Source organism: Vibrio vulnificus NBRC 15645 = ATCC 27562, assembly GCF_002224265.1.
GTDB classification, from domain to species: domain Bacteria; phylum Pseudomonadota; class Gammaproteobacteria; order Enterobacterales; family Vibrionaceae; genus Vibrio; species Vibrio vulnificus.
Genome location: NZ_CP012881.1, coordinates 391,569 through 414,968, shown reverse-complemented (window position 1 = coordinate 414,968; position 23,400 = coordinate 391,569). Strand labels below are relative to the sequence as shown.

Genomic DNA, 23,400 nt, shown 5'->3' with positions numbered 1-23,400 from the left:
AATTTGTCACACTTTGTTGTGTATAATTCTTCGCAAGCATCCAATTAATTTACATAAACGTTAACATTCGCACATTTTTGATAAAAACCCAGCGCTCTTCTTTAGCGAGTTAACCATTTGGATATACTCTCAGTAGCACAGAATTTCTCGTCTACATGTAATTTTATGTAATTTTGTAGATTTATGATGAAACTTTTTTACAAGGTTTTGTTGCTAATTTGACCTTTTGGTTCGTTTGCTTCTTTTTTGCTCAACCAAATGTGGCTTTTAATTTATTTGTTTATCAATGAATTAGCGGTTTTTGTTGTACTGAAGCACCACTTTCGGGGTATTTAAAGTGTGGGATCTGATCCAAGTCAATTTTTTTCATACTCTGAAATATTATACTCAGCCCTGAAAGCAATTTACTAAGTCGGTTGTTAAGTAACTTACTGATAAACAGTAAAAACGATAGACAAGTAGCCTTACTAAAAAGTTTTTAATATTTGTTAATTTTAGGAGATTCCCTATGCCTGTAACTAACTTGGCTGAACTAGATGCTCTAGTAGAACGCGTAAAAGCGGCTCAAGCTGAATTTGCTACTTACTCTCAAGAGCAAGTAGATAAAATTTTCCGCGCAGCATCTTTAGCAGCTAACCAAGCTCGTATCCCGCTAGCACAACAAGCGGTTGCTGAGTCTGGTATGGGTATTGTTGAAGATAAAGTAATCAAGAACCACTTCGCATCTGAGTTCATTTACAACAAATACAAAGATGAGAAAACTTGTGGTGTTCTTGAAGAAGACGACAACCTAGGCACAATGACTATTGCTGAGCCTGTAGGTATCATCTGCGGTATCGTTCCAACTACTAACCCAACATCAACAGCGATCTTCAAGTCTCTAATCTCTCTGAAGACTCGTAATGGTATTATCTTCTCACCACACCCACGTGCGAAAAACTCAACTAACGACGCAGCGAAACTAGTACTAGACGCAGCAGTTGCAGCAGGCGCACCAAAAGACATCATCGGTTGGATCGACCAACCTTCAGTTGAGCTTTCTAACGCTCTTATGAAGCACGATGGTATCGCTCTTATCCTTGCAACTGGTGGTCCAGGCATGGTTAAAGCAGCTTACTCTTCAGGTAAACCAGCAATCGGTGTAGGTGCAGGTAACGTTCCAGTTGTTATCGATGAAACAGCAGACATCAAACGTGCTGTAGCGTCTATCCTAATGTCTAAAACATTCGATAACGGCGTAGTATGTGCTTCTGAGCAGGCTGCAATCGTTGTTGACTCTGTATACGACGAAGTGAAAGAGCGTTTTGCTTCTCACAAAGCTTACGTTCTAAACAAAGCTGAAGCGGACAAAGTTCGTAAAGTTCTGCTAATCGACGGTAACCTAAACGCGAAAATCGTAGGTCAGCCAGCGCCAGCAATCGCTGAAATGGCAGGCGTTAAAGTTCCAGCTGACACTAAAGTTCTTGTTGGTGAAGGTCTTGGTAAAGTGTCATACGATGACGCATTTGCTCACGAGAAACTATCTCCAACTCTAGGTCTATTCCGCGCAGACAACTTCGAAGACGCAGTTGCTCAAGCGGTAACTATGGTTGAAATCGGTGGTATCGGTCACACATCTGGCCTATACACTAACCAAGACGTAAACGCAGACCGTATCCGTTACTTCGGTGACAAGATGAAGACGGCTCGTATCCTTGTAAACATCCCAACTACTCACGGTGGTATCGGTGACCTTTACAACTTTAACGTTGCACCATCTCTAACTCTTGGTTGTGGTTCATGGGGTGGTAACTCTATCTCTGAGAACGTAGGTCCTAAGCACCTAATCAACAAGAAAACTGTTGCGAAGCGAGCTGAAAACATGTTGTGGCACAAACTACCTAAGTCAATCTACTTCCGTCGTGGTAGCCTTCCAATCGCACTAAGCGACCTAGAAGGTAAGAAACGCGCATTCCTAGTTACTGACCGTTTCCTATTCAACAACGGTTACGCAGATGACGTAGTACAATTGCTTAAAGCACAAGGCATGGAAGTTCAAACATTCTTTGATGTTGAAGCTGACCCAACGCTATCTGTTGTAGAGAAAGGCGCAGCAGCAATGCAAAGCTTCCAACCTGATGTGATTCTAGCGCTAGGTGGTGGTTCACCAATGGATGCTGCGAAGATCATGTGGGTAATGTACGAGCACCCAGAAACTCACTTCGAAGAACTTGCAATGCGCTTTATGGATATCCGTAAACGTATCTACAAGTTCCCTAAAATGGGTCAAAAAGCTGAGCTTGTATGTATCACTACCACTTCAGGTACAGGTTCAGAAGTAACCCCATTCGCGGTTGTTACTGACGACAAGACTGGTGCTAAGTACCCACTAGCAGACTACGAATTGACTCCTCAAATGGCAATCGTAGATGCAAACCTAGTGATGAACATGCCTAAGTCTCTAACCGCATTCGGTGGTTACGATGCAGTGACTCACGCTCTAGAAGCTTACGTATCTGTTCTTGCGAACGAATACTCAGACGGTCAAGCTCTACAAGCTCTTAAGATGCTAAAAGAGTACCTACCATCAAGCTACGCGAACGGTGCAAAAGACCCAATCGCTCGTGAGAAAGTACACAACGCAGCGACCATCGCTGGTATCGCATTCGCGAACGCTTTCCTAGGTGTATGTCACTCTATGGCGCACAAGATCGGTGCAGAGTTCCACCTACCACACGGTTTGGCGAACGCTCTACTTATCTCTAACGTGGTACGTTACAACGCGAACGATAACCCAACTAAGCAAACTGCGTTCTCTCAATACGACCGTCCACAAGCACGTCGTCGTTACGCTGAAGTTGCTGACCACCTAGGCCTAAGCCAAGCTGGTGACCGCACTGCTCAGAAGATTGAACGTCTACTAGCATGGTTGGATGAGCTAAAAGGCAACCTAGACATTCCACTGTCTATCCAATCGGCAGGTGTTGCTGAAGCTGACTTCCTAGCGAAAGTTGATGAACTAGCAGTAGAAGCGTTCGATGACCAATGTACTGGTGCGAACCCACGCTACCCACTAATCGCTGAGCTAAAAGAAGTTCTACTGGCTTCTTACTACGGTAAAGCTTTCGTTGAAGGTGAAACTTTCGAAGGTACGACTGTAATCAAGAAGAAAGCAGACCAAGTAGCGCCAAAAGCGAAAAAATAAGTCTGATACTTAGTCACTAAGTGTCAGCAAGAAGTAAGACTCAGGAATGAGGTAGGTTTTCGCTAGCACGAAACCTAAAAAAATCGGGAAAAAGATCAAAGCCCCAGTCGAAAGACCGGGGCTTTTTTTGGATCAAACGGATAAATGGAATATCTAATATTCCTCGAATCGACAAACAGGCCTTCATACAATTCCTCCCTAACCAAAAACGTAATGGGAATAGAGTATGAAAAGTAAATTATTGGTGGTGTTGCTCTTCTCGAGCAGCACACAAGCGTCACTCATCATCGACAAGAATGGTATAGATGAAAAAGAGTATATTTACGACTTGCACCAGTGTGAAGCACTTTCTGAGCAAGTAGAGAAGGAAACACAGAGTCGAGGTGCAGTCGGTGGAGCACTGAAAGGCGCTGCAATTGGTTCTGCGGGGACGGCTATCGCTGGAGGCTCCGGTAGCGAAGGCGCAAAGAAAGGTGCTGCTGTTGGTTTAGCCGCTGGTGTTATTGGTGGTAGTCGAGACAGACGCGAAAACAGTAAAAACTATCAAGAGCAAAAGCACCAAGTACTGCGTAATTGCATGACCAACCGTGGGTATGTGATACTCAATTGAGAGGCAATTTAGAACGTATTCGTTATACCTCAGTCGTGACGACTCGACCACTAAAGTACTCATTCGCCACGATGTACTCAGCGTTGCGAATGAGTTCATCCTGCACTTGAGCCCAATGTGTCGCGTCTATCTGTCCGTGATGGTGTGATACCGATGGAATCACACCACCAACGCGAATATTAAAAGGGGTGAGCTCTTTTGCCCAACTGTGAGTAAAACCTGAAACGAGGGAAGTAACACTTTCAACTCCGGTAAAATTTAGATGATCATCGTGCGAAATAACATTGACGATCACGCCTTTCGTTTCAGTGCGTCGCATTCGTTCCGCGCACACTTGCACATAGCCGTATAGTGCGCCAGCGGTACTTGATAGCTTTTCTATGAAGCCTTCTGAGGTTGCTTCAGTATTCAAAAGTGGCAGAGGAGAGCTGGTCCAACAGTTCACGAGTACATTGGGGACGCGGTTAAACTGTGCCTGAATGTGGTCAAACAAGGATTGAATGGAAGATTGGCTATAGTCTTGCAAAGTGATCGGATAAACATCTTGAGTGATGGCATAGAGCTCTTTGTGTGTCTCACTCAATGAAGTTTGGTCTTGGTCGCAGAGAATAACAATGGCACCGAGACGCGCAAAGTGCGCTGCCACTGTTCTGCCCAATAATGAGCCCGCACTCGTCACTAAAATCAAAGCGTTCTTGATATCCATCTCGTTGCTCTCCCTCAAGCATTCAGACCGTACTTTCATCTTGGGTGAGAAATTGGGTACGCTGTGTGAATAACTTCAAACAACGGTTAATCGTGCAAAAGAGATGATGAGATATTTGTAAACAGTCACAGTTTGGTGTTCTGAGGGATGAAAAATTGTCGCATAGCGTCTAGCAAAGTTGATCCGTGCCATGCCAGTAAATACAACGATAAACAGCGTGTTACGCGTAGGCGGCAAATTTTGCTTTGACCAGTGCAGTGGATAGGTGGTTGTACAACCCAGCTTCTGGTAGCAATTTAACTTCAGGGGTTGCGAGTTTTGCTCGCTCGTGCCCAGAAAGGTTTTGATAAACCTCTTCTGGTAGATCAAACGTCTCTTCTGGCATATAAGCCAATGGCTCTGCACTGAGATAGTGGCTCAGTTTGGCTGAAGGAAGCCCTGCATTGTGGAACTGTTTCGCTTGTTCTGCAGAAATCGCGTAGCTCGATTGATCGCTTCTTAATTTTTGAGGTTCGGACAAACCAAATTGCTTACGCAACACGGCATCCGTCATTTCCTGCGTTTCAATTTGTTCTACGGGAGTGATGTGACGAGCGTCTTCAGAAAACATCGAAAGCAGCAGCGCAAAGTCGGCACGACGTCCTTGCTGAACGGCTTGGCTAATGCCATTGCCGAAGCTCAGCTCGTTAATGATGCTTGCTTTGTCTAATGTGTGTATCTGCATGCGGCTCTCCGTGTGATGCTTTATTAGCGGCACGTCGGCAGATAACTTTAGAGAAAATAAACAAAAAGCCCGCGAATGCGGGCTTTCAAGTATGACTAAATTGGAACTTAAGGGGCGAAAATTATTTCGCTAGGTTCTCTGCAACGAAATCCCAGTTAACCAGTGCCCAGAAACCGTTCATGTAGTCTGGACGTAGGTTGCGGTAATCGATGTAGTAAGCGTGTTCCCATAGGTCTACAGTCAGTAGTGGTGTTACGCCTTCTTCAGTGATTGGTGTTGCCGCATTTGAAGTATTAACGATTGCTAGAGAACCGTCAGCTTTCTTCACCAACCAAGTCCAAGATGAACCAAAGTTGTTGATTGCTGAATCTGTGAATTTTGCTTTGAATTCTTCGAATGAACCGAACGCTGCGTTGATCGCTTCTGCAACTGCACCTGTTGGTTCGCCGCCTGCATTTGGAGCAAGGCAGTGCCAGTAGAAAGTGTGGTTCCATACTTGTGCTGCGTTGTTGAAGATACCGCCAGTAGAAGTCTTGATGATCTCTTCTAGAGTTTTACCTTCGAATTCAGTACCAGGAATTAGGCCGTTTAGTTTCACAACGTAAGTGTTGTGGTGTTTGCCGTGGTGGAACTCAAGAGTTTCTGCAGAGATGTGTGGCTCAAGCGCGTCTTTTGCGTAAGGAAGAGCTGGTAGTTCAAATGCCATTGCTCGATTCTCCATTTATATGAAGGGATTACCTTCGGTTGCTTCCAGTGAATTTATAATTAAATCAACCCGTTTGATGACTCACCAACGAATCGACTGTCAATATGACTGACTTGCGCTATAGTTTAGCAAGTTTTTACTTTATTAAAAGGAAAAATCCGCTTTTTGATATGAAATTTCTTTGTCATTCTAATGCGGATCTAGTGCGGGTAATAGCCCTTAATTTTATGTGCTTTTTATTCTGCACTAATAAGGTAGAATGTGCGAAAAATTTGCAGTCATTCCGTGAACGAGGAAGCAATGGAAACTATCGACAAAATCAAACAACAAATCGCAGAAAACCCAATCCTTCTCTACATGAAAGGTTCTCCAAAGCTACCAAGCTGTGGTTTTTCTTCTCAAGCAGCTCAGGCATTGATGGCGTGTGGCGAAAAATTTGCTTATGTAGACATTCTACAAAACCCAGATATTCGCGCAGAATTGCCAAAATACGCGGAGTGGCCAACTTTCCCACAACTATGGGTTGAAGGTGAGTTGATTGGCGGTTGTGATATCGTGATTGAGATGTTCCAAAAAGGCGAACTTCAACCATTGATCAAAGAAGCGACAGCACGCGCAGCGGGCAACGACGCGGAATAATTTGGCCAACCACTATGGCGCTTGAAAGAGTTTCGGTAGTGGTTATCGTCAAACGAAGATAGAATACGAAGGAGCTGTTTGGCTCCTTTTTGTTTTTGAGTTACTACCATGAAAATCAAACTATATTACGTCCATGATCCTATGTGCAGCTGGTGCTGGGGATACAAACCTACCTTGGAAAAATTGAAGCAACAGTTACCTGGAGTCATTCAGTTTGAGTATGTGGTTGGCGGCCTCGCGTCAGATTCAACATTGCCGATGTCACCTGAAATGCAGCAAAAAATTGAAAGCATTTGGCATCAAATTGAACAGCGTCTAGGCACTCAATTTAATTATGAGTTTTGGACTCGTTGTACTCCGGTTCGTAGTACCTATCAGGCGTGTCGTGCGGTGATCGCGGCAGGTTTTCAAGATTCTTATGAGCAAATGCTAGAAGCGATTCAGCACGCGTATTATTTGCGCGCCATGCCGCCACATGATGAAGCGACACATCGCCAGCTTGCGCAAGAAATTGGACTCAATGTTCAACAGTTTGAAAACGATGTGACAGGGCGTTTATTGGAAGGCGTCTTTGAAGACCAGCTGAGTTTGGCTCGAAGCTTAGGCGTCAACGCTTACCCAAGTTTGGTGTTGCAAATTAACGATGCGTATTTTCCAATCGAGATCGATTACCTCTCCACGGAGCCGACGTTGAAGTTGATCCGTGAGCGCATTGTCGAGAATATGCCCGCTCAATAGTGTGAAAAAATAGCGTGATGGAATAGGTCAGCGAGACACGCTGAAAAAGATCGCCCTGTTTATTGAAAGAGAAAGCCGCTCCATGGAGCGGCTTTTTTTTGATTGTCGATCATGCAATGTTTTAGGCGCTTACAGCACCATGGCCGCGATCCAACCAAAAATAATGAGTGGGATATTGTAGTGGATAAAGGTTGGAACCACAGTTTCCCAAATGTGCTCGTGTTGTCCGTCGGCATTCAGACCGGAAGTTGGGCCTAACGTTGAATCAGAAGCAGGTGAACCTGCGTCACCAAGAGCCGCAGCTGTACCCACAAGAGCAATGGTTGCCATCGGTGAAAAACCAAAAGCAATGGAAAGCGGAACGTAAATAGTTGCTAAGATTGGAATGGTTGAGAAAGAAGAACCAATCCCCATCGTGACAAGCAGACCGACCACAAGCATAAGAAGAGCGGCAAGGCCTTTGTTGTCGCCGATGCTGGTTGAAAGCGATTGTACCAGTGTTTCAACGCCACCCGTTTGTTTCATTACCGCAGCAAAGCCAGCGGCGGCGATCATGATGAAGCCGATCATTGCCATCATGTGAACACCTTTAGTGAACACATCATGAGTTTCTTTCCAAGCAATGACACCACCAAAGGTGAAGACCATAAAGCCGGCCAGTGCACCAATGATCATTGAACCCGTGTATAGCTGAACACTGAGAGCTGCGATGATACCTAGGGCGGCTACCAGAATGTGTTTCTTGTTGATGCCTTTGCTTTCTTCATGCACGACGGTCAGCTCGGTTTCACGGTATTCGCGAGGTTTACGGTAGCTAAAGAAAATAGCAGTCAAAAGACCAAACACCATTCCTGCGCCGGGTAGGAGCATTGCGGTCGGTACTTGGCTGGCGACAACGCTCTCTAAACCGTTATCGTGCAGGTTTTTCAATAGGATGTTATTAAGGAAAATACCGCCAAAGCCGACAGGTAAGACCATGTATGGCGTAATCAGGCCAAATGTCAGCACACACGCGACCAATCGACGATCGAGTTTGAGTTTTGCAAATACGCCCAATAGAGGTGGAATTAAAATGGGAATAAAGGCGATATGGACAGGAATGACGTTTTGCGATGACATGGTCACCAGTACGAGCGCTACCAAAACCGCGTATTTTAAGCCGGTGGTTGAAGCGTCACTTTCTTTGCCGTTAAGGTGCTTAATAACGCTTCTGGCAAGCAGGTCAGTAATGCCCGATTTCGAAATAGCAACTGCGAAGGTGCCCAACATGGCGTAACTCAGAGCGATGGTTGCACCGCCACCAAGGCCACTTTCAAACGCAGCGATGGTATCGCCTAGGCCCATTCCAGCAACAAGGCCACCAACGATGGCACTGAACGTGAGGGCGACCACCACGTTCACTCGCATCAAAGCTAAAACTAGCATGACGCAAACAGATATAACGACAGGATTCATAGTTTTCTCAGGTAGTTGTGTTTACTTATTATTTTTCGTTTTCATCTTCAATTAATGGCCAGCCTCCAAGCGCTTTCCATTTATTGACGATGCCACAGAACAGCTCTGCGGTTTTTTCGGTATCGTAAAGCGCCGAATGGGCCTCTCGATTGTCAAATTCCATCCCTGCGGTTTTGCACGCTTTCGCCAGTACAGTTTGACCATAAGCCAACCCACTGAGCGTTGCGGTATCGAAAGTGGCAAAAGGATGAAACGGAACTCGTTTAAGTTTGCAGCGCTCATTCGCTGCGTTAACGAAACTTAAGTCAAACGCTGCGTTGTGCGCCACCATAATGGCACGGCTACAATCAGCGGCTTTTTGTTCTCTACGGATGAGTTTATAGATCTCTTTTAGCGCCTCTTGTTCGGTCACGGCGCCACGTAATGGGCTAAACGGGTCACGAATGCCGTTGAACTCAAGAGCTTCTTTTTCGAGATTTGCCCCCTCAAAGGGCTCAACATGAAAGTGAATGGTCGATGCAGGGTGAAGATCACCGTTTTCATCCATGGACAAGGTAACAGCACAAATTTCGAGTAGTGCATCGGTTTGTGCATTGAACCCAGCAGTTTCTACGTCAACAACTACGGGAAAATAGCCGCGAAAGCGTTTTTTCAGGGTCAGAGCTGTGTTTTCTACAGTCATGTTTCTATATTTTTGTGTGACAAAGGCTGCATTATTACAGATTATCCTTATGAAAAAAACGTTACAAAAGGAGAAAACCGCAAAAGTTTTGCTCCTATTTGGCGAGGTTTTTGCATAAATGTGTAAGTCAGATAGAATTCATCCGGTAGTGGCAAATGTCTGCCATGCAACTGTGAGCGAGTAAGAGAAGTAGTGATAATGAAAAAGTGGCTAATAACCAGTGGTTTAGTACTAACTACCTTTGCATCATTGCCTTCGGCAGCGATGACGAAGCGTTATATTGCCACCCCGCAGCAATCACAATGGGAAATGGTGATGAATTCACCGCTGGAATGCCGTTTGGTGCATCCGATCCCTAACTACGGTGATGCGGAATTCTCTTCACGCGCAAGTAAAAAAATTGTGCTGGATTTTGAGCTAAAAATGCGTCGACCTATGGGCGAAACGCGCAATGTGAGTTTGATTTCGATGCCGCCTCCTTGGCGACCAGGAGAAAACGCCGACCGTATTACTAATATTAAGTTCTTTCAACAGTTTAATGGTTATGTTGGTGGGCAAACGGCGTGGGGCATTCTGTCTGAGTTAGAGAAAGGGCGCTATCCGACCTTTAGTTATCAAGATTGGCAAAGCCGTGACCAAAGAATTGAAGTCGCGCTGTCTGCCGTTTTGTTCCAACAGAAATACAATGTATTCAGTGACTGTGTCGCTAATCTTTTGCCTTACAGCTTTGAAGATATTTCGTTCACGATTCTGCATTATGAACGCAATGGCGATAAACTCACCAAGGCATCGCAAAAGCGCTTGTCGCAGATTGCTGAATACGTGCGCTACAACTCTGATATTGATTTGGTGTTGGTGTCGACTTACACCGATTCCACTGATGGTACTAGTGTGAGCCAAAACTTATCGGAGCGTAGAGCGGAGTCGTTGAGAGATTACTTCAAAGCACTAGGATTGCCGGAAGATCGCATCCAAGTTCAAGGTTATGGTAAACGCCGCCCAATTGCAGACAACGCAACGCCTATAGGTAAAGATAAAAACCGCCGCGTTGTCATTTCACTGGGGCGAAGTGAAGTTTAGTTGAGTTTGAACTTTGCGATGATTTCGCAATGGGTCGCAGTGTCGATCTTTTCCACCAGTTGCGCGATCTTTGGGTTTGGGTGGCGCTTTAAAAAATCGAACAACGCTTTTTTGCAGCAACCGATAGACTCGATAAAACTTTCACATTGGTGGTGAGGGCACTGAGGAATTAAGGTCAGCACTTTTTCCGAGGCCAATTGCAGATATTTTAGTTCATAGTCGGTGTCACCCGCCCAACGCCAAAATTGTGCCAAGTTGTGGCACGAGATCACGGATATCAGTAATTTGTCGTCGGCTTCTACCGTTGAGGAAGCGATGATGTCTTCGCTCAAATTGTAGGCTTGTTGATAGTGCAAAATACTACGAATTGGATCGTCAAGTTGTAGCGCGGTATCTGCGAGCAACGTGTGTTTTTCCCATTCACTGATCATGTGCTTATCCCAGTTAGCAAAATTGGGATTAATCTAAATGAAAATTATTATCATGTAAAGTTTCATGATTAAGATCAAAAGAGGAGGCTTTTGCCTCCTCGTTTCTATTACGCCATATTGATGTGGTGATTAGCCTTCTAAACCTGCAGATGCTTGTTTGTTTTGGATCAACTCAATCATATAGCCATCAGGATCTTTCACAAAAGCGATGTGGGTCGTGCCGCCTTTTACCGGGCCAGGTTCGCGAGTGACATTACCGCCAGCAGCTTTAATGGCATCGCATGTCACATAAATGTCGTCGACGCCAATTGCAATGTGACCAAATGCACTGCCGAGGTCGTATTCCGTTTTACCCCAGTTGTAAGTTAATTCGATGACTGCGCCTTGTGATTCGTCGCCGTAACCTAGAAACGCCAAAGTATACTCATATTCTTTGTTTTCATTGGTACGCAGCAATTGCATGCCCATAACTTCGGTGTAGAACTGAATTGATTTTTCTAAGTTACCAACACGTAACATAGTATGAAGAATACGACCGTTTGACATTGTTATGCTCCTTACAGATAGAGATTAATTCTCTGGGTAGACTTTTTCTTTAAATTCGCACAGGTCTTCAATGATGCAACTGCCACAGCGAGGCTTACGTGCAATACAGGTGTAGCGTCCATGCAAAATCAACCAGTGGTGGACATCGAGTTTAAACTCTTTTGGTACGACTTTGAGAAGTTTTTGTTCGACTTCATCCACGTTTTTGCCTGGGGCAAACTTGGTGCGATTGGAAACGCGGTAAATATGGGTATCGACAGCGATGGTTGGCCAGCCAAAGGCGGTGTTGAGCACCACATTGGCGGTTTTGCGCCCAACCCCGGGCAGTGCTTCAAGCGCTGCTCGATCTTCAGGTACTTCACCGTTGTGTTTTTCGAGCAGAATGCGACATGTTTTGATGGTGTTTTCCGCTTTGGAATTAAACAAGCCAATGGTCTTAATGTACTCTTTGAGACCTTCCACCCCAAGATCCAACATCGCTTGAGGGGTGTTGGCGACTGGGAACAGTTTGTCGGTGGCTTTATTGACACTGACATCCGTTGCTTGTGCTGATAACAAAACCGCTATCAGTAGCTCAAAAGGGGAGTTCCAATTGAGTTCGGTTTGCGGGTTGGGGTTGTTTTCTCGTAATCGTTCGAGAATTTGTATGCGTTTGTCTTTATTCATTGCTGACTTCCAGTTGTTCTAGGCTCATGGGCACTCTAGCGGTGCGTATTTTGATGAGCCTAGACAGTAACTTACGCGTTAGTTACGCGAGCGCGTTCAATCGCGGGTTTTTCTTGTTTAGGTTGGCGAGCTTTTAACTGTGTATCGATGACATTTTTCAACGCGATGAGCAGGCCGACACCAATAAATGCCCCAGGCGGTAGCAGTGCCAGTAGGAAGCTACTGTCAAATTGGAATACCTGAATTCGCAGCGCGCTCGCCCATTCACCAAGTAGAAGATCTGCGCCATCGAAAAGGGTGCCGTTACCGATGATTTCACGCATTGCGCCAAGAACGACAAGCACGGTGGTCATACCCATGCCCATCCAAAAACCATCTAATGCCGCAGGCAAAGGATCGTTTTTTGACGCGTACGCTTCAGCACGACCGATGATGATGCAGTTGGTCACAATCAAAGGAATGAAAATGCCTAATGATAGGTATAAGCCATAGGCGTAGGCGTTCATCAGTAATTGAACGCACGTTACCAGTGAAGCAATGATCATAACGAATACCGGAATACGAATTTCTTTTGGTACGTAGTTACGAATCAGTGAAACAGTGACGTTGGAGCCAACTAGCACTAATAATGTTGCTATTCCGAGACCAAGTGCGTTGGTGACGGTTGACGATACCGCCAGTAGCGGACACAGACCAAGTAACTGGACCAGTGCAGGGTTGTTGTCCCACATGCCATTTTTAAGTAATTTTTTATGCTCACTCATAGCGGCCTCCACAGTTAAGTGGTTGATTCAAAATCTGTTCACGATGGCTGTTGACGAACTCAACGGTGTTGCGCACCGCTTTAACAACCGCACGAGGTGTAATGGTCGCGCCGGTAAACTGGTCAAATTCTCCACCATCTTTACGCACCTTCCAACTGTTATAGTTGTCATCGTTTAACTGTTTTCCAGTGAAACTGGTGATCCAATCTGTCACTCTAAGGTCGATCTTATCGCCTAACCCCGGTGTCTCTTGGTGGCTAAGTACGCGCGTGCCAAGCACGGTACCGCTGGCATCGATACCCGTAATGATCTTAATGGCACCGTTGTAGCCATCTGGTGCTACGGATTCAATCGCAATGGCGGTGGCTTGGCCATTACGTGTGGCAATATAGGCTGGCATCGCCTTATCGGAGCCCAGCGCGGAATCGCTCACCAAAGTACAAGATTCAAACAATAAATTGTCATGTGCGCTTTGCGGGATAACCTGATTAAGGACCGAAGAGAGCTGTTTTTGCTCCTGAAGCGTGATTTGGTCCTTAGTTAAATACTGGGTCATGGCCACTAGCCCTGTGGTAGCACAGGCAAATATTGCTAGTGTTAAACCGTTTTTACGTATTGCGTTTAACATTTCATTTCCTGCCTTTTAGTGCCCGTAAGTTCTTGGTTTGGTGTAGTAATCGATCAAAGGTACACACATGTTGGCCAATAACACTGCAAACGCCACACCGTCTGGGAAGCCTCCCCAACTACGTATGATAAAGACGAGAGAACCGATGATCGCCCCAAAGAGGATACGCCCCTTGATTGTTGTGGAAGCGGATACGGGATCCGTTGCAATAAAGAATGCGCCTAGCATCGTCGCTCCGGAAAGGAGATGAAACAGGGGGGACGCCGTTTCGCCAGGGAAGAATAGGGAGAAAAAGCTGCTCATCACAAGCAACGCACCTAAAAATCCGACAGGAATATGCCATTGGATAACGCGTTGCTTGAGCAAAATCAGACCACCCGCCAAATAGGCAAGGTTAACCCATTGCCAGCCCACACCTGCAAAACCTTCAAAAATAGGTTGGCTGAGAATTTCTGACGATGTCGCTCCGCTGTGCAGACCCGTTTTGAAAGCATCAAGCGGCGTTGCCGTGGTAATGCCATCGATACCTGCACGAACTTGTTGCAGAGAAGAACCATCGATAGTGAGCCCGGTAAAGATCAGGGAAAGCAGATCCCCGAATGTCACCGGATCTTTGGCCACTTCGTGTCCGGCTTCAATCAGAGGTAGCGGAGCGCTCCAACTGGTCATTTGCACTGGGAAGGAAATCAGCAGTACCACATAAGCAATCATGGCAGGGTTGAACGGGTTTTGCCCTAGGCCGCCGTAGAGATGCTTTGCAATGACGATCGCAAACAAAAGGCCAATCGTGATGATCCACCAAGGTGCCATTGGGGGGATGGCAACCGCCAGTAACCAAGCGGTGACCAGAGCACTATGATCACGTAGCGCTCGCATTGGGGGGCGCTTTCTTAATAGCATCACGAGCGCTTCTAAAGATAACGCGATGGTGATCGCCAAAATGAGTTGAACGAATGTACCCCATCCAAAAAAGTAGGTTTGTGCCAACAATCCGGGTAATGCACATAGTGCTACCCATTTCATTAAATCTGGGGTGCTTTTGCGACTGTGGGCGTGTGGTGAGCTCGCAATAAAAAACGACATTACTCGTTCTCCTCAGTATTTTGTTTTTGTTCTGCTTGTTGAGCTTTACGCGCTTTGGCACGAGCAATCGCCGCGGCGACGGCCGCTTTCTTCGGATCGTCTTCTGCTGGTTGCAATTCTTCGCGATTTTGCTCAGGTGCAGGCTTGTCAGTTTGCTGCGCTTTTCGTGCTTTGGCACGCGCAATCGCTGCAGTGACGGCCGCTTTTTTAGGATCGTCATCTGCTGGTTGCGATTCTTCGCGGTTTTGCTCAGGTGCTGGCTCGCCTGCTTGCTGCGCTTTTCGTGCTTTGGCACGAGCAATTGCTGCAGCGACGGCCGCTTTTTTAGGATCGTCTTCTGCTGGTTGCAATTCTTCGCGGTTTTGCTCAGGTGCTGGCTCGCCTGCTTGCTGCGATTTTCGTGCTTTGGCACGAGCAATTGCAGCAGCGACGGCCGCTTTCTTAGGATCGTCATCTGCGACTTGCGATTCTTCGCGGTTTTGCTCAGGTGCAGGCTCGTCCGTTTGCTGCGCTTTTCGCGCTTTGGCGCGAGCAATTGCCGCAGCGACGGCCGTTTTCTTAGGATCGTCATCTGCGACTTGCGATTCTTCGCGATTTTGCTCAGGTGCAGGCTCGCCTGTTTGCTGCGCTTTTCGTGCTTTGGCGCGAGCAATTGCCGCAGCTACAGCCGCTTTCTTATCTTCAGGTTCCTCTGCCGATGATTCGGATGAAGCAAGTGGTGGTTGCTGCGCTCTTTTCTCTTTTGCTCTTGCAATGGCGGCGGCGACCGCAGATTTCTTATCCCCTTGCTCTTGAGAGTCTGGGATTGTAGATTGCTCTTTCTCTGCTTTTCGCTCGCGAGCAAGACGCTTACGTTCTTCGCGTAACTTCACCATTTCTGAATTGTCTGGTTCAGACGAACCGGAGTCAGCAGCGGCGGCTTGTTTGGCTTTTGCTTTGGCAATAGCAGCAGCCACTGCCGGTTTAACGCTTGGTGTTTGCTCGCTATCTTGAGTTTTTTGCGCTTTAACACGAGCGATAGCGGCGGCAATGGCGTCGTCGCCTCCGGTGGATTTCATTTCCTTACGGCGATCTTCCGCGGCTTTCTTAAAGCGATTCTCGCGTTCTTCTTTCTCACGCTCCATGCGCGCCTTTTTCTCTTCAAAGCGAAGCTTGGCACGTTCTGCTGCGTCAGCTTCTTGCGCGCGCGTTCGAATTTCGGCTTTGGCTTGACGATAATAGCTGACAAGCGGGATTTCACTTGGACACACAAAGGCACAAGCGCCACATTCGATACAATCTTTTAAGTTTAGCTCTTCACACTTGTCGAACTCTTCGGCTTTCGCGTGCCATTGTAGCTGCTGAGGAAGCAGTGAAGCAGGACAAGCTTCAGCGCATGCGCCGCAGCGAATGCATTCCATTTCGTAACCCGCTGGAGAAATCTCTTTGCGAGTTGGAGCCAAAATACAGTTGGACGTTTTGGTGATCGGAACGTTTGCATGAGGAAGGCTAAAGCCCATCATCGGCCCGCCCATAATCAAGCGTGGCAGTTTTTTGTCTGCTTGATAGCCAAATTGCTCTAATAAAGCATGGACTGGCGTGCCCAGCGGTACCCAAACGTTACGTGGTGTCTCGAAGGTGTTACCCGTTAAGGTAACGACTCGATTGACCATTGGTTCGCCATCGATCACCGCGCGTTTGATCGCGTACAGCGATCCCACATTTTGCACAAGGATACCAATATCGGCAGGAATACCGCCCGCGGGAACTTCTTTATTTGTTAGAACCTTAATCAGCTGCTTTTCACCACCGGAGGGGTACTTGGTGGGGATAACGCGAATAACGATGTCTTTATTTTGTGCGGCGGATTCAAGGGCTTTAATTGCTTCGGGCTTGTTATCTTCAATTCCGATGATGGTCAGTTTAGGCTGCAAAATGTGTTCTACAATTTCGATACCTTGTAGAACCTCTTCCGCGTGTTCTTGCAAAAGCTTGTCGTCTGCGGTGATGTACGGTTCACATTCTGCTGCGTTGACAATCAAAATTTCTGTTCGGCCTAAGCCAGATTGGATTTTTTTCGCGGTCGGAAAGCCTGCGCCTCCCATTCCGGAAATGCCCGCCATGCGAATCACATCCAAAAGATAGTCACTGTTTTGTTGTGAATAATCGACGACAGGTTGTTTTTCACACCATGTATCTTGGCCATCTGGCGTGATCACCACGCACATTTCGCTCAAACCAGAAGGGTGCGCCACTGTGCGTGTTTCAATGGCCGTTATGGTTCCGGAAGTCGAGGCGTGAATTGGAAGTGTAAAACCGGCATTCGATTGGGTGAGTAATTGCCCTTTTAAGACGTGATCGCCTACGTTGACCAAGATGTTTCCCGGTTTGCCGATGTGTTGTTTGAGCGGCAACACAATCTCATTGGCTAGCGCTGCGTGCACCAAAGGCTGCTGGTTTGACTGGCGTTTGTTTTCCGCAGGATGAACACCACCTGGAAAATCCCAAAGCGCGCCTGTACGAATTTGTTCAATTAAAGACAACATCTTCTTTGCCCTTTAGTTATTCTGATCTCTGCTGGTGGCAGAGTTAGGGTTAGCTTCGGAAATATTGACCACAGGTATAGCATTAAGCTGCCACTTCCATGTTTCCGTGGTTGTCTCCAGAGGGATCATTTCAATACAGTCTGTCGGGCAAGGCGCCACGCATAAGTCACAGCCAGTACATTCATCTTTAATGACCGTATGTAGGGCTTTGGTTCCACCAACAATAGCATCGACCGGACAGGCTTGGATGCACTTAGTGCAACCAATACACATGTCTTCGTGGATAAACGCGACTTTTTTGACTTTTCCTTCGAGATCATGGGCGGATTCTTCCGCTTCAACGCCCATAAGATCGGCCAGTTTTTCAATGGTCGCTTGGCCTCCGGGTGGGCATTTATTGATGCTGTCTCCATTCGCGATGGCTTCTGCGTAAGGACGGCAACCAGGATAGCCACACTGGCCACATTGCGTTTGTGGCAATATGGCATCGATTTGATCCACGATTGGATCCGCTTCGACTTTAAAGCGAATCGAGGCAAAACCAAGGATAGCGCCAAAGAGCGTAGCCAGCAGTGCAATTGCTAGCACGGCAATCATGATGGTTGTCATCTTATTTCACCAACCCCGTAAAGCCCATAAACGCTAGCGACATTAATCCTGCAGTAATCATCGCAATGGAAGCCCCTTTAAAAGGCACGGGCACATCCGCTGCAGAAATGCGCTCACGCATCGAAGCAAACAGAATCAGTACCAAAGAAAAACCAACCGCCGCACCAAAACCATAGATGATGGATTCTACAAACGAGTGGTTTTCATTGATATTCAGTAGAGCAACCCCTAACACGGCACAGTTGGTGGTAATCAAAGGTAGAAAAATACCCAGCAGGCGATAGAGGGTTGGGCTGGTCTTGTGAACCACCATTTCCGTAAACTGGACCACCACTGCAATCACCAAAATAAAGCTCATGGTTCGTAGGTATTCGATGTGCAATGGCTCAAGAATGTAGCTTTCAACAAGATAAGCGCACACGGAGGCCATAGTAAGGACAAAGGTCGTTGCCAAGCCCATACCAATTGCGGTTTCCAATTTTTTTGACACGCCCATGAAGGGACACAATCCGAGAAACTTCACCAGTACAAAGTTGTTTACGAGGACGGTGCCAATCAACAACAAAATATATTCGGTCATAATTATTACGTTCTGCAAATCCGATCCCGATATTATCGTGCTTTGTCCCGGTAATAACAACCAATGAAAGGTAAGGTTTTGAGTAGCTGACGGAATTTTATACGTGGTAAACGATTGACTTAAGGCCGTGCGAGATGTTTAGGCTGGGAAATATAAAAAAACGCCACATCCGAAGATGTGGCGTTTTTTAGAATTTGGCTCCTCCTGCTGGGCTCGAACCAGCGACCTGCGGATTAACAGTCCGTCGCTCTACCGACTGAGCTAAGGAGGAATTGCTTCGCTTAAAAGCGGGACGCATCTTACTCAGCAGGTTTGGGTGTGTCAATAATAATAATGAGACAAAATGCCAAGAAACTGTAAAAAAAGTGCTTTACTTTTCTGCATCCCTTTTCTTTATTGGCCTGCCTTTACTTATCCACCAATTTTGTGGATAAGTGTGTTAGTGAAACTTGAGCAAAATAAAAACAGACACGAACTAGAGTAAGTGCTCAATTATTTTAAAGTATGGTATTTCTTTTTAAATATTGAATTTGAAAGGTTTTTATTAGGAATTGGCATTTATAGAGCTTGTGGATAATTTTTCTGATTTAGGCTGGAATGAACGAAAAAAACAAAAAATGGGGAAAAGATGTGGATGACAAAAACGTCTTTTTTGCTGATAGAGCAATGATTGGGCGGAGGAGGATATCAGAGTTGAAATTGATAAGCCAGAAAAATGTCATGAAATGGTTAACTCTCTTCAACAATAAAAGTGGTCACTGTCGCCTGATTCGTTTGGCTGACTAAAAGTTGTGTTGTATGCCTAAATTGCAACTGTTCTTATGAGGGGTGGGAGTGTATATTTATACAGTTTTTACGTTGTGCTGTAGTGAGAGGAAAAATGAGCAAACTTTACGATCTGGTTTCTGACTATGCGCCATCGGGAGATCAACCAACGGCGATCAAACAACTGACAGAAGGGTTGGATGCTGGTTTGGCTCACCAAACCTTACTCGGAGTGACGGGATCCGGTAAAACATTTACCTTGGCGAATGTGATTGCTCAAGCGCAACGTCCTGCAATTCTACTTGCGCCAAACAAAACCCTTGCCGCCCAACTTTACGGTGAGATGAAAGCGTTTTTTCCAAATAACGCGGTCGAATATTTTGTCTCTTACTACGATTATTACCAACCTGAAGCCTATGTGCCAACCACTGACACTTTTATAGAGAAGGACTCATCGGTCAACGCACATATCGAGCAAATGCGTTTATCTGCCACCAAAGCGTTATTGGAGCGAAAAGACGCCATTATCGTCGCCTCTGTTTCGGCTATTTATGGTTTGGGTGATCCCGAAGCTTACCTGCAAATGATGCTGCATATACGCCGTGGTGATGTGATGGATCAACGCGACATACTGCGCCGTTTGGCTGAGTTGCAATACAGTCGTAACGATATTGCTTTTGAGCGAGGCCAATTTCGCGTGCGCGGAGAGGTCATCGACGTTTTTCCGGCTGAGTCGGACCAAGATGCGGTACGCATCGAGATGTTTGATGATGAGATCGACTGCATCAGTGTGTTTGACCCACTGACCGGAGTGGTCAAACAACGCGATTTACCCCGCTTCACCATTTACCCTAAGACTCACTACGTCACGCCACGAGAGCGTATTCTGCAGGCGATTGAAAACATCAAGCAAGAGCTGCGTGAGCGACAAACTTACTTGCGTGACAATAATAAATTGTTGGAAGAGCAACGTATTAGTCAACGTACCCAGTTCGATATTGAAATGATGAATGAGCTGGGATTCTGCTCTGGCATTGAAAACTACTCGCGTTACCTCAGTGGTCGAGCAGAAGGTGAGCCGCCTCCAACATTATTTGACTACTTACCACACGATGGTTTGTTGATCATCGATGAATCTCACGTGACCGTGCCACAAATTGGCGCAATGTATAAAGGTGACCGCTCGCGGAAAGAGACCTTGGTTGAATATGGTTTCCGTTTGCCTTCAGCATTGGACAATCGACCATTGAAATTTGAAGAGTTCGAAGCTCTTGCGCCACAAACTATTTTCGTTTCAGCCACCCCGGGCAATTACGAGCTAGAGAAAAGTGCGGGCGAAATTGCTGACCAAGTGGTGCGTCCGACTGGTCTGCTCGATCCTGTACTGGAAGTGCGACCAGTGGCGACTCAAGTGGATGATCTGCTTTCTGAGATCCGCATTCGCGCAGTGAAAGATGAACGAGTGTTAGTGACAACACTGACCAAACGTATGGCGGAAGACCTAACTGAATACTTGCACGAGCACGATGTGAAAGTGCGTTACTTACACTCTGATATCGACACGGTTGAACGAGTGGAGATCATTCGTGACTTGAGGCTAGGGGAGTTCGATGTGTTGGTGGGGATTAACTTGTTACGCGAGGGTCTCGACATGCCTGAAGTGTCTTTGGTTGCGATTCTCGATGCCGACAAAGAAGGCTTTTTACGTTCAGAGCGCTCATTGATTCAGACCATTGGCCGTGCAGCCCGTAACCTCCATGGTAAAGCGATCTTGTATGCAGATTCCATCACCAAATCGATGAAGAAAGCGATGGATGAAACGGAACGACGCCGTGAGAAACAGCAAGCGTACAATGAAAAAATAGGCATTCAGCCTCAAGCCTTGAAGCGTAATATCAAAGATATTATGGAGCTGGGCGATATTACTAAATCCCGCAAGCAGAAAGTGAGCAAAACGGTGCCATTGTCGAAAGTGGCTGAACCATCGCTGTCCTATAATGTGTTGACACCACAGCAATTGGAAAAAGAAATCACAAAACTGGAAGCGCAAATGTACAAACACGCTCAGAATTTGGAATTTGAGTTGGCCGCGCAGAAGCGTGATGAAATTGAAAAGTTGCGTCAGCAGTTTATCGCTAACAGCTAACATCCGAGTTTAATGGCTACTATTAACAAGTCATTTTTGAAGAACATTGACTGTCATTATTGCAGACAAAAAAAAGCCAACAGTCATTTCACTATTGGCTATCAATTGTGAACACTAGGTTCACTAACAACGTCAGTTGGCTAGGTGACCCGAGGGGTCACTTTAGTTTGTGCATTGTTTGTGCCAATTTTAACGCCGCTAAGTGATGATTATTTACCGCTAAAAGTGAATATTTGCCATTGTCATTTGCAAAATGCATCGCGCAATGCGATTATTATTCAAAACACAAATAACAATTGGCTAGACTATGCAACAAATAACGACAACGAAACAGCGTTACTTGCTGATGGTAGAAGACACCGCTTCTGTCGCAGCCCTCTATCGCTCCTATCTCATGCCATTGGGTATCGATATCAATATCGTGGGTACTGGGCGTGACGCGATAGACAGTTTAAAACATCGCATTCCAGATCTTATTCTGCTGGACTTACGCCTACCGGACATGACGGGAATGGACGTATTGCATGCAGTGAAAGCAAGCCACCCTGATGTTCCTATCATTTTCATGACCGCACACGGCTCGATCGATACTGCTGTTGAAGCAATGCGACACGGCTCGCAAGATTTCTTGATCAAACCCTGTGAAGCTGACCGACTCAGGGTCACGGTGAACAACGCTATCCGCAAGGCGAGCAAGCTAAAAAATGATTCAGACAGCGCCGGAAGTCAGAATTATCAAGGCTTTATCGGCAGTAGTCAAAAAATGCAGCAGGTCTACCGAACCATTGACTCGGCGGCCAGTAGTAAAGCGAGTATTTTTATCACTGGTGAAAGTGGTACGGGTAAAGAGGTGTGCGCAGAAGCCATTCATGCAGCCAGTCGACGCGGAGACAAGCCATTTATCGCGATTAACTGTGCAGCGATCCCCAAGGATTTGATTGAAAGCGAGCTATTTGGGCATGTCAAAGGTGCGTTTACTGGCGCAGCGACCGATCGCCAAGGGGCAGCAGAGCTCGCCGATGGAGGCACACTGTTCCTTGATGAGCTGTGTGAAATGGACCTAGATCTGCAAACAAAATTGCTGCGTTTTATCCAAACGGGTACTTTCCAAAAAGTGGGCTCTTCAAAAATGAAGAGTGTTGACGTGCGTTTTGTGTGCGCGACAAACCGAGACCCTTGGAAAGAAGTACAAGAAGGGCGCTTTCGTGAAGATTTGTACTACCGACTTTATGTGATTCCACTGCACTTGCCACCACTTCGTGAGCGTGGAGAGGATGTCATTGAGATCGCTTACTCGTTACTGGGTTATATGTCACATGAGGAAGGGAAAAACTTTGTTCGTTTCTCTCAATCTGTGATAGATAGATTTAATGAATATGAGTGGCCAGGCAATGTGCGTCAGTTACAAAATGTGCTGCGTAACGTGGTGGTACTTAACAACGGTAAAGAGATTACCATGGAGATGTTGCCGCCTCCTTTGAATCAGCCCTTTGAACGCAAAGAAAGTGCGCAACCTGATCTGAGTGAGTTGATTTCCGTCAGGGATATTTGTCCATTGTGGTTGACCGAGAAACTGGCGATTGAACAAGCGATTAAAGCGTGTGATGGTAACATTCCGAGAGCCGCAGGCTATCTTGATGTCAGCCCGTCGACGATTTATCGCAAGTTACAGGCGTGGAATGAAAAAGAAGAAAAACAGAAAGCATAATGGAATTACTAAACCAGAAGAAAATTGCCTCGTTGACTGAGGAAATAGGTGCCGATAATGTCCCCGTGTTGTTGGAGATATTTTTGAACGAACTTGAGAGTTATTTGAAGGTTCTGTGTGATGCCACCTACAGTGACAAGCTCGTCTATCTTAAAGACATCAGCCATGCCTTAAAAAGCAGTGCCGCCAGTTTTGGCGCGGATGCACTATGTCATTTTGCCGTCGAGATAGATACTCGAGCAAAAGAAGGGGACGCTTTAGATGAAACGCAAGACGTGGTCACAATGATTGACCGTCTGCATCAAACCCAGCAGGCCTACCTCAACTGGCAGGCAAACGGCTTTTGAAATAACGGCTCGTAGATACGAGCCGTTTTACTGTCAAAATACAAGCGATTTACCAAGCCCTAAGTCTGGCTTCGTATG

General features: G+C 46.3%; 23 protein-coding genes and 1 tRNA gene. 9 read left to right on the top strand and 15 right to left on the bottom strand.

The window, feature by feature from the left end; translation table 11 throughout:
• Positions 1-508 precede the first annotated feature (508 nt).
• Positions 509-3,184 (top strand): bifunctional acetaldehyde-CoA/alcohol dehydrogenase, encoded by a 2,676-nt coding sequence (gene adhE / locus AOT11_RS01835; RefSeq protein WP_017428854.1) that lies wholly within the window; start codon positions 509-511, stop codon positions 3,182-3,184.
• Between the two features lie 226 nt (positions 3,185-3,410).
• The gene (locus AOT11_RS01830; RefSeq protein ID WP_017428855.1) at positions 3,411-3,794 is read left to right on the top strand and encodes a glycine zipper family protein; all 384 of its coding nucleotides are present in this window, start codon (positions 3,411-3,413) and stop codon (positions 3,792-3,794) included.
• Between the two features lie 22 nt (positions 3,795-3,816).
• Here the strand turns inward: AOT11_RS01830 and AOT11_RS01825 are convergent, their stop codons facing one another.
• From AOT11_RS01825 to sodB, 3 genes are all read right to left on the bottom strand, one after another.
• Positions 3,817-4,500, bottom strand: coding sequence for an SDR family oxidoreductase (locus tag AOT11_RS01825; RefSeq protein WP_026050794.1), 684 nt, complete (start codon positions 4,498-4,500; stop codon positions 3,817-3,819).
• A gap of 220 nt (positions 4,501-4,720) precedes the next feature.
• The gene (locus AOT11_RS01820) at positions 4,721-5,224 is read right to left on the bottom strand and encodes a VC2046/SO_2500 family protein (protein ID WP_026050795.1); all 504 of its coding nucleotides are present in this window, start codon (positions 5,222-5,224) and stop codon (positions 4,721-4,723) included.
• A gap of 121 nt (positions 5,225-5,345) precedes the next feature.
• On the bottom strand, positions 5,346-5,930 hold the full coding sequence (sodB, locus tag AOT11_RS01815) for a superoxide dismutase [Fe] (RefSeq protein WP_013572124.1): 585 nt from the start codon (positions 5,928-5,930) through the stop codon (positions 5,346-5,348).
• Between the two features lie 300 nt (positions 5,931-6,230).
• Between sodB and AOT11_RS01810 the strand changes: the two genes are divergently transcribed.
• Positions 6,231-6,569 (top strand): Grx4 family monothiol glutaredoxin, encoded by a 339-nt coding sequence (locus AOT11_RS01810; RefSeq protein ID WP_049798015.1) that lies wholly within the window; start codon positions 6,231-6,233, stop codon positions 6,567-6,569.
• A 108-nt stretch (positions 6,570-6,677) separates the two neighbouring features.
• Positions 6,678-7,307, top strand: a complete 630-nt coding sequence (locus AOT11_RS01805) for a DsbA family protein (protein WP_017428859.1) — start codon at positions 6,678-6,680, stop codon at positions 7,305-7,307.
• A 129-nt stretch (positions 7,308-7,436) separates the two neighbouring features.
• On the opposite strand, the gene AOT11_RS01800 is transcribed toward AOT11_RS01805, so the two are convergent.
• Both AOT11_RS01800 and rnt read right to left on the bottom strand, forming a co-directional pair.
• Entirely contained in the window at positions 7,437-8,762 is a 1,326-nt protein-coding gene (locus AOT11_RS01800; RefSeq protein WP_017428860.1) for a Na+/H+ antiporter family protein, read from the bottom strand.
• 28 nt (positions 8,763-8,790) lie between these two features.
• Positions 8,791-9,444, bottom strand: coding sequence for a ribonuclease T (rnt, locus tag AOT11_RS01795; RefSeq protein ID WP_011149902.1), 654 nt, complete (start codon positions 9,442-9,444; stop codon positions 8,791-8,793).
• A gap of 198 nt (positions 9,445-9,642) precedes the next feature.
• Between rnt and motY the strand changes: the two genes are divergently transcribed.
• Entirely contained in the window at positions 9,643-10,524 is an 882-nt protein-coding gene (gene motY, locus AOT11_RS01790) for a flagellar protein MotY (RefSeq protein ID WP_026050796.1), read from the top strand.
• Here motY and AOT11_RS01785 read toward each other — a convergent pair.
• From AOT11_RS01785 to AOT11_RS01740, 10 genes are all read right to left on the bottom strand, one after another.
• Positions 10,521-10,955, bottom strand: a complete 435-nt coding sequence (locus AOT11_RS01785) for a DUF2753 domain-containing protein (RefSeq protein WP_011080903.1) — start codon at positions 10,953-10,955, stop codon at positions 10,521-10,523. The two genes, motY and AOT11_RS01785, sit on opposite strands and share 4 nt — an antisense overlap.
• A 129-nt stretch (positions 10,956-11,084) precedes the next feature.
• Positions 11,085-11,501, bottom strand: a complete 417-nt coding sequence (gene gloA / locus AOT11_RS01780; RefSeq protein ID WP_017428863.1) for a lactoylglutathione lyase — start codon at positions 11,499-11,501, stop codon at positions 11,085-11,087.
• Between the two features lie 24 nt (positions 11,502-11,525).
• Positions 11,526-12,167 (bottom strand): endonuclease III, encoded by a 642-nt coding sequence (nth, locus tag AOT11_RS01775; RefSeq protein ID WP_017428864.1) that lies wholly within the window; start codon positions 12,165-12,167, stop codon positions 11,526-11,528.
• Between the two features lie 71 nt (positions 12,168-12,238).
• Positions 12,239-12,931 (bottom strand): electron transport complex subunit E, encoded by a 693-nt coding sequence (locus tag AOT11_RS01770; protein ID WP_011080900.1) that lies wholly within the window; start codon positions 12,929-12,931, stop codon positions 12,239-12,241.
• Positions 12,924-13,559, bottom strand: a complete 636-nt coding sequence (gene rsxG / locus AOT11_RS01765; RefSeq protein ID WP_017428866.1) for an electron transport complex subunit RsxG — start codon at positions 13,557-13,559, stop codon at positions 12,924-12,926. The genes AOT11_RS01770 and rsxG overlap by 8 nt, the downstream gene beginning before the upstream one ends.
• A 15-nt stretch (positions 13,560-13,574) precedes the next feature.
• Complete coding sequence (rsxD, locus tag AOT11_RS01760; RefSeq protein ID WP_017428867.1) at positions 13,575-14,642, bottom strand: electron transport complex subunit RsxD; 1,068 nt, start codon at positions 14,640-14,642, stop codon at positions 13,575-13,577.
• Positions 14,642-17,167, bottom strand: coding sequence for an electron transport complex subunit RsxC (rsxC, locus tag AOT11_RS01755; RefSeq protein ID WP_017428868.1), 2,526 nt, complete (start codon positions 17,165-17,167; stop codon positions 14,642-14,644). Before rsxC ends, rsxD begins: the two co-directional genes overlap by 1 nt.
• Positions 17,168-17,179: 12 nt before the next feature.
• Complete coding sequence (gene rsxB / locus AOT11_RS01750; protein ID WP_011080896.1) at positions 17,180-17,776, bottom strand: electron transport complex subunit RsxB; 597 nt, start codon at positions 17,774-17,776, stop codon at positions 17,180-17,182.
• Position 17,777: 1 nt separating this feature from the next.
• A complete protein-coding gene (gene rsxA, locus AOT11_RS01745; RefSeq protein WP_017428869.1) occupies positions 17,778-18,356 on the bottom strand; it encodes an electron transport complex subunit RsxA in 579 nt (192 codons plus the stop codon).
• 195 nt (positions 18,357-18,551) lie between these two features.
• Positions 18,552-18,627: transfer RNA gene (locus AOT11_RS01740), tRNA-Asn, on the bottom strand.
• Positions 18,628-18,953: 326 nt separating this feature from the next.
• On the opposite strand from AOT11_RS01740, the gene AOT11_RS01735 reads away from it, so the two are divergent.
• The 4 genes from AOT11_RS01735 (at position 18,954) to luxU (ending at position 23,322) form a co-directional block, all read left to right on the top strand.
• Complete coding sequence (locus tag AOT11_RS01735; protein ID WP_017428870.1) at positions 18,954-19,142, top strand: hypothetical protein; 189 nt, start codon at positions 18,954-18,956, stop codon at positions 19,140-19,142.
• 94 nt (positions 19,143-19,236) lie between these two features.
• Positions 19,237-21,267, top strand: a complete 2,031-nt coding sequence (gene uvrB / locus AOT11_RS01730; RefSeq protein WP_026050797.1) for an excinuclease ABC subunit UvrB — start codon at positions 19,237-19,239, stop codon at positions 21,265-21,267.
• 307 nt (positions 21,268-21,574) lie between these two features.
• Entirely contained in the window at positions 21,575-22,975 is a 1,401-nt protein-coding gene (luxO, locus tag AOT11_RS01725) for a quorum-sensing sigma-54 dependent transcriptional regulator LuxO (RefSeq protein WP_017428872.1), read from the top strand.
• Positions 22,975-23,322 carry a quorum-sensing phosphorelay protein LuxU gene (gene luxU, locus AOT11_RS01720; RefSeq protein ID WP_017428873.1) on the top strand — a complete coding sequence of 116 codons (348 nt, stop codon included), beginning with the start codon at positions 22,975-22,977 and terminating at the stop codon, positions 23,320-23,322. Before luxO ends, luxU begins: the two co-directional genes overlap by 1 nt.
• Positions 23,323-23,400: the final 78 nt, after the last annotated feature.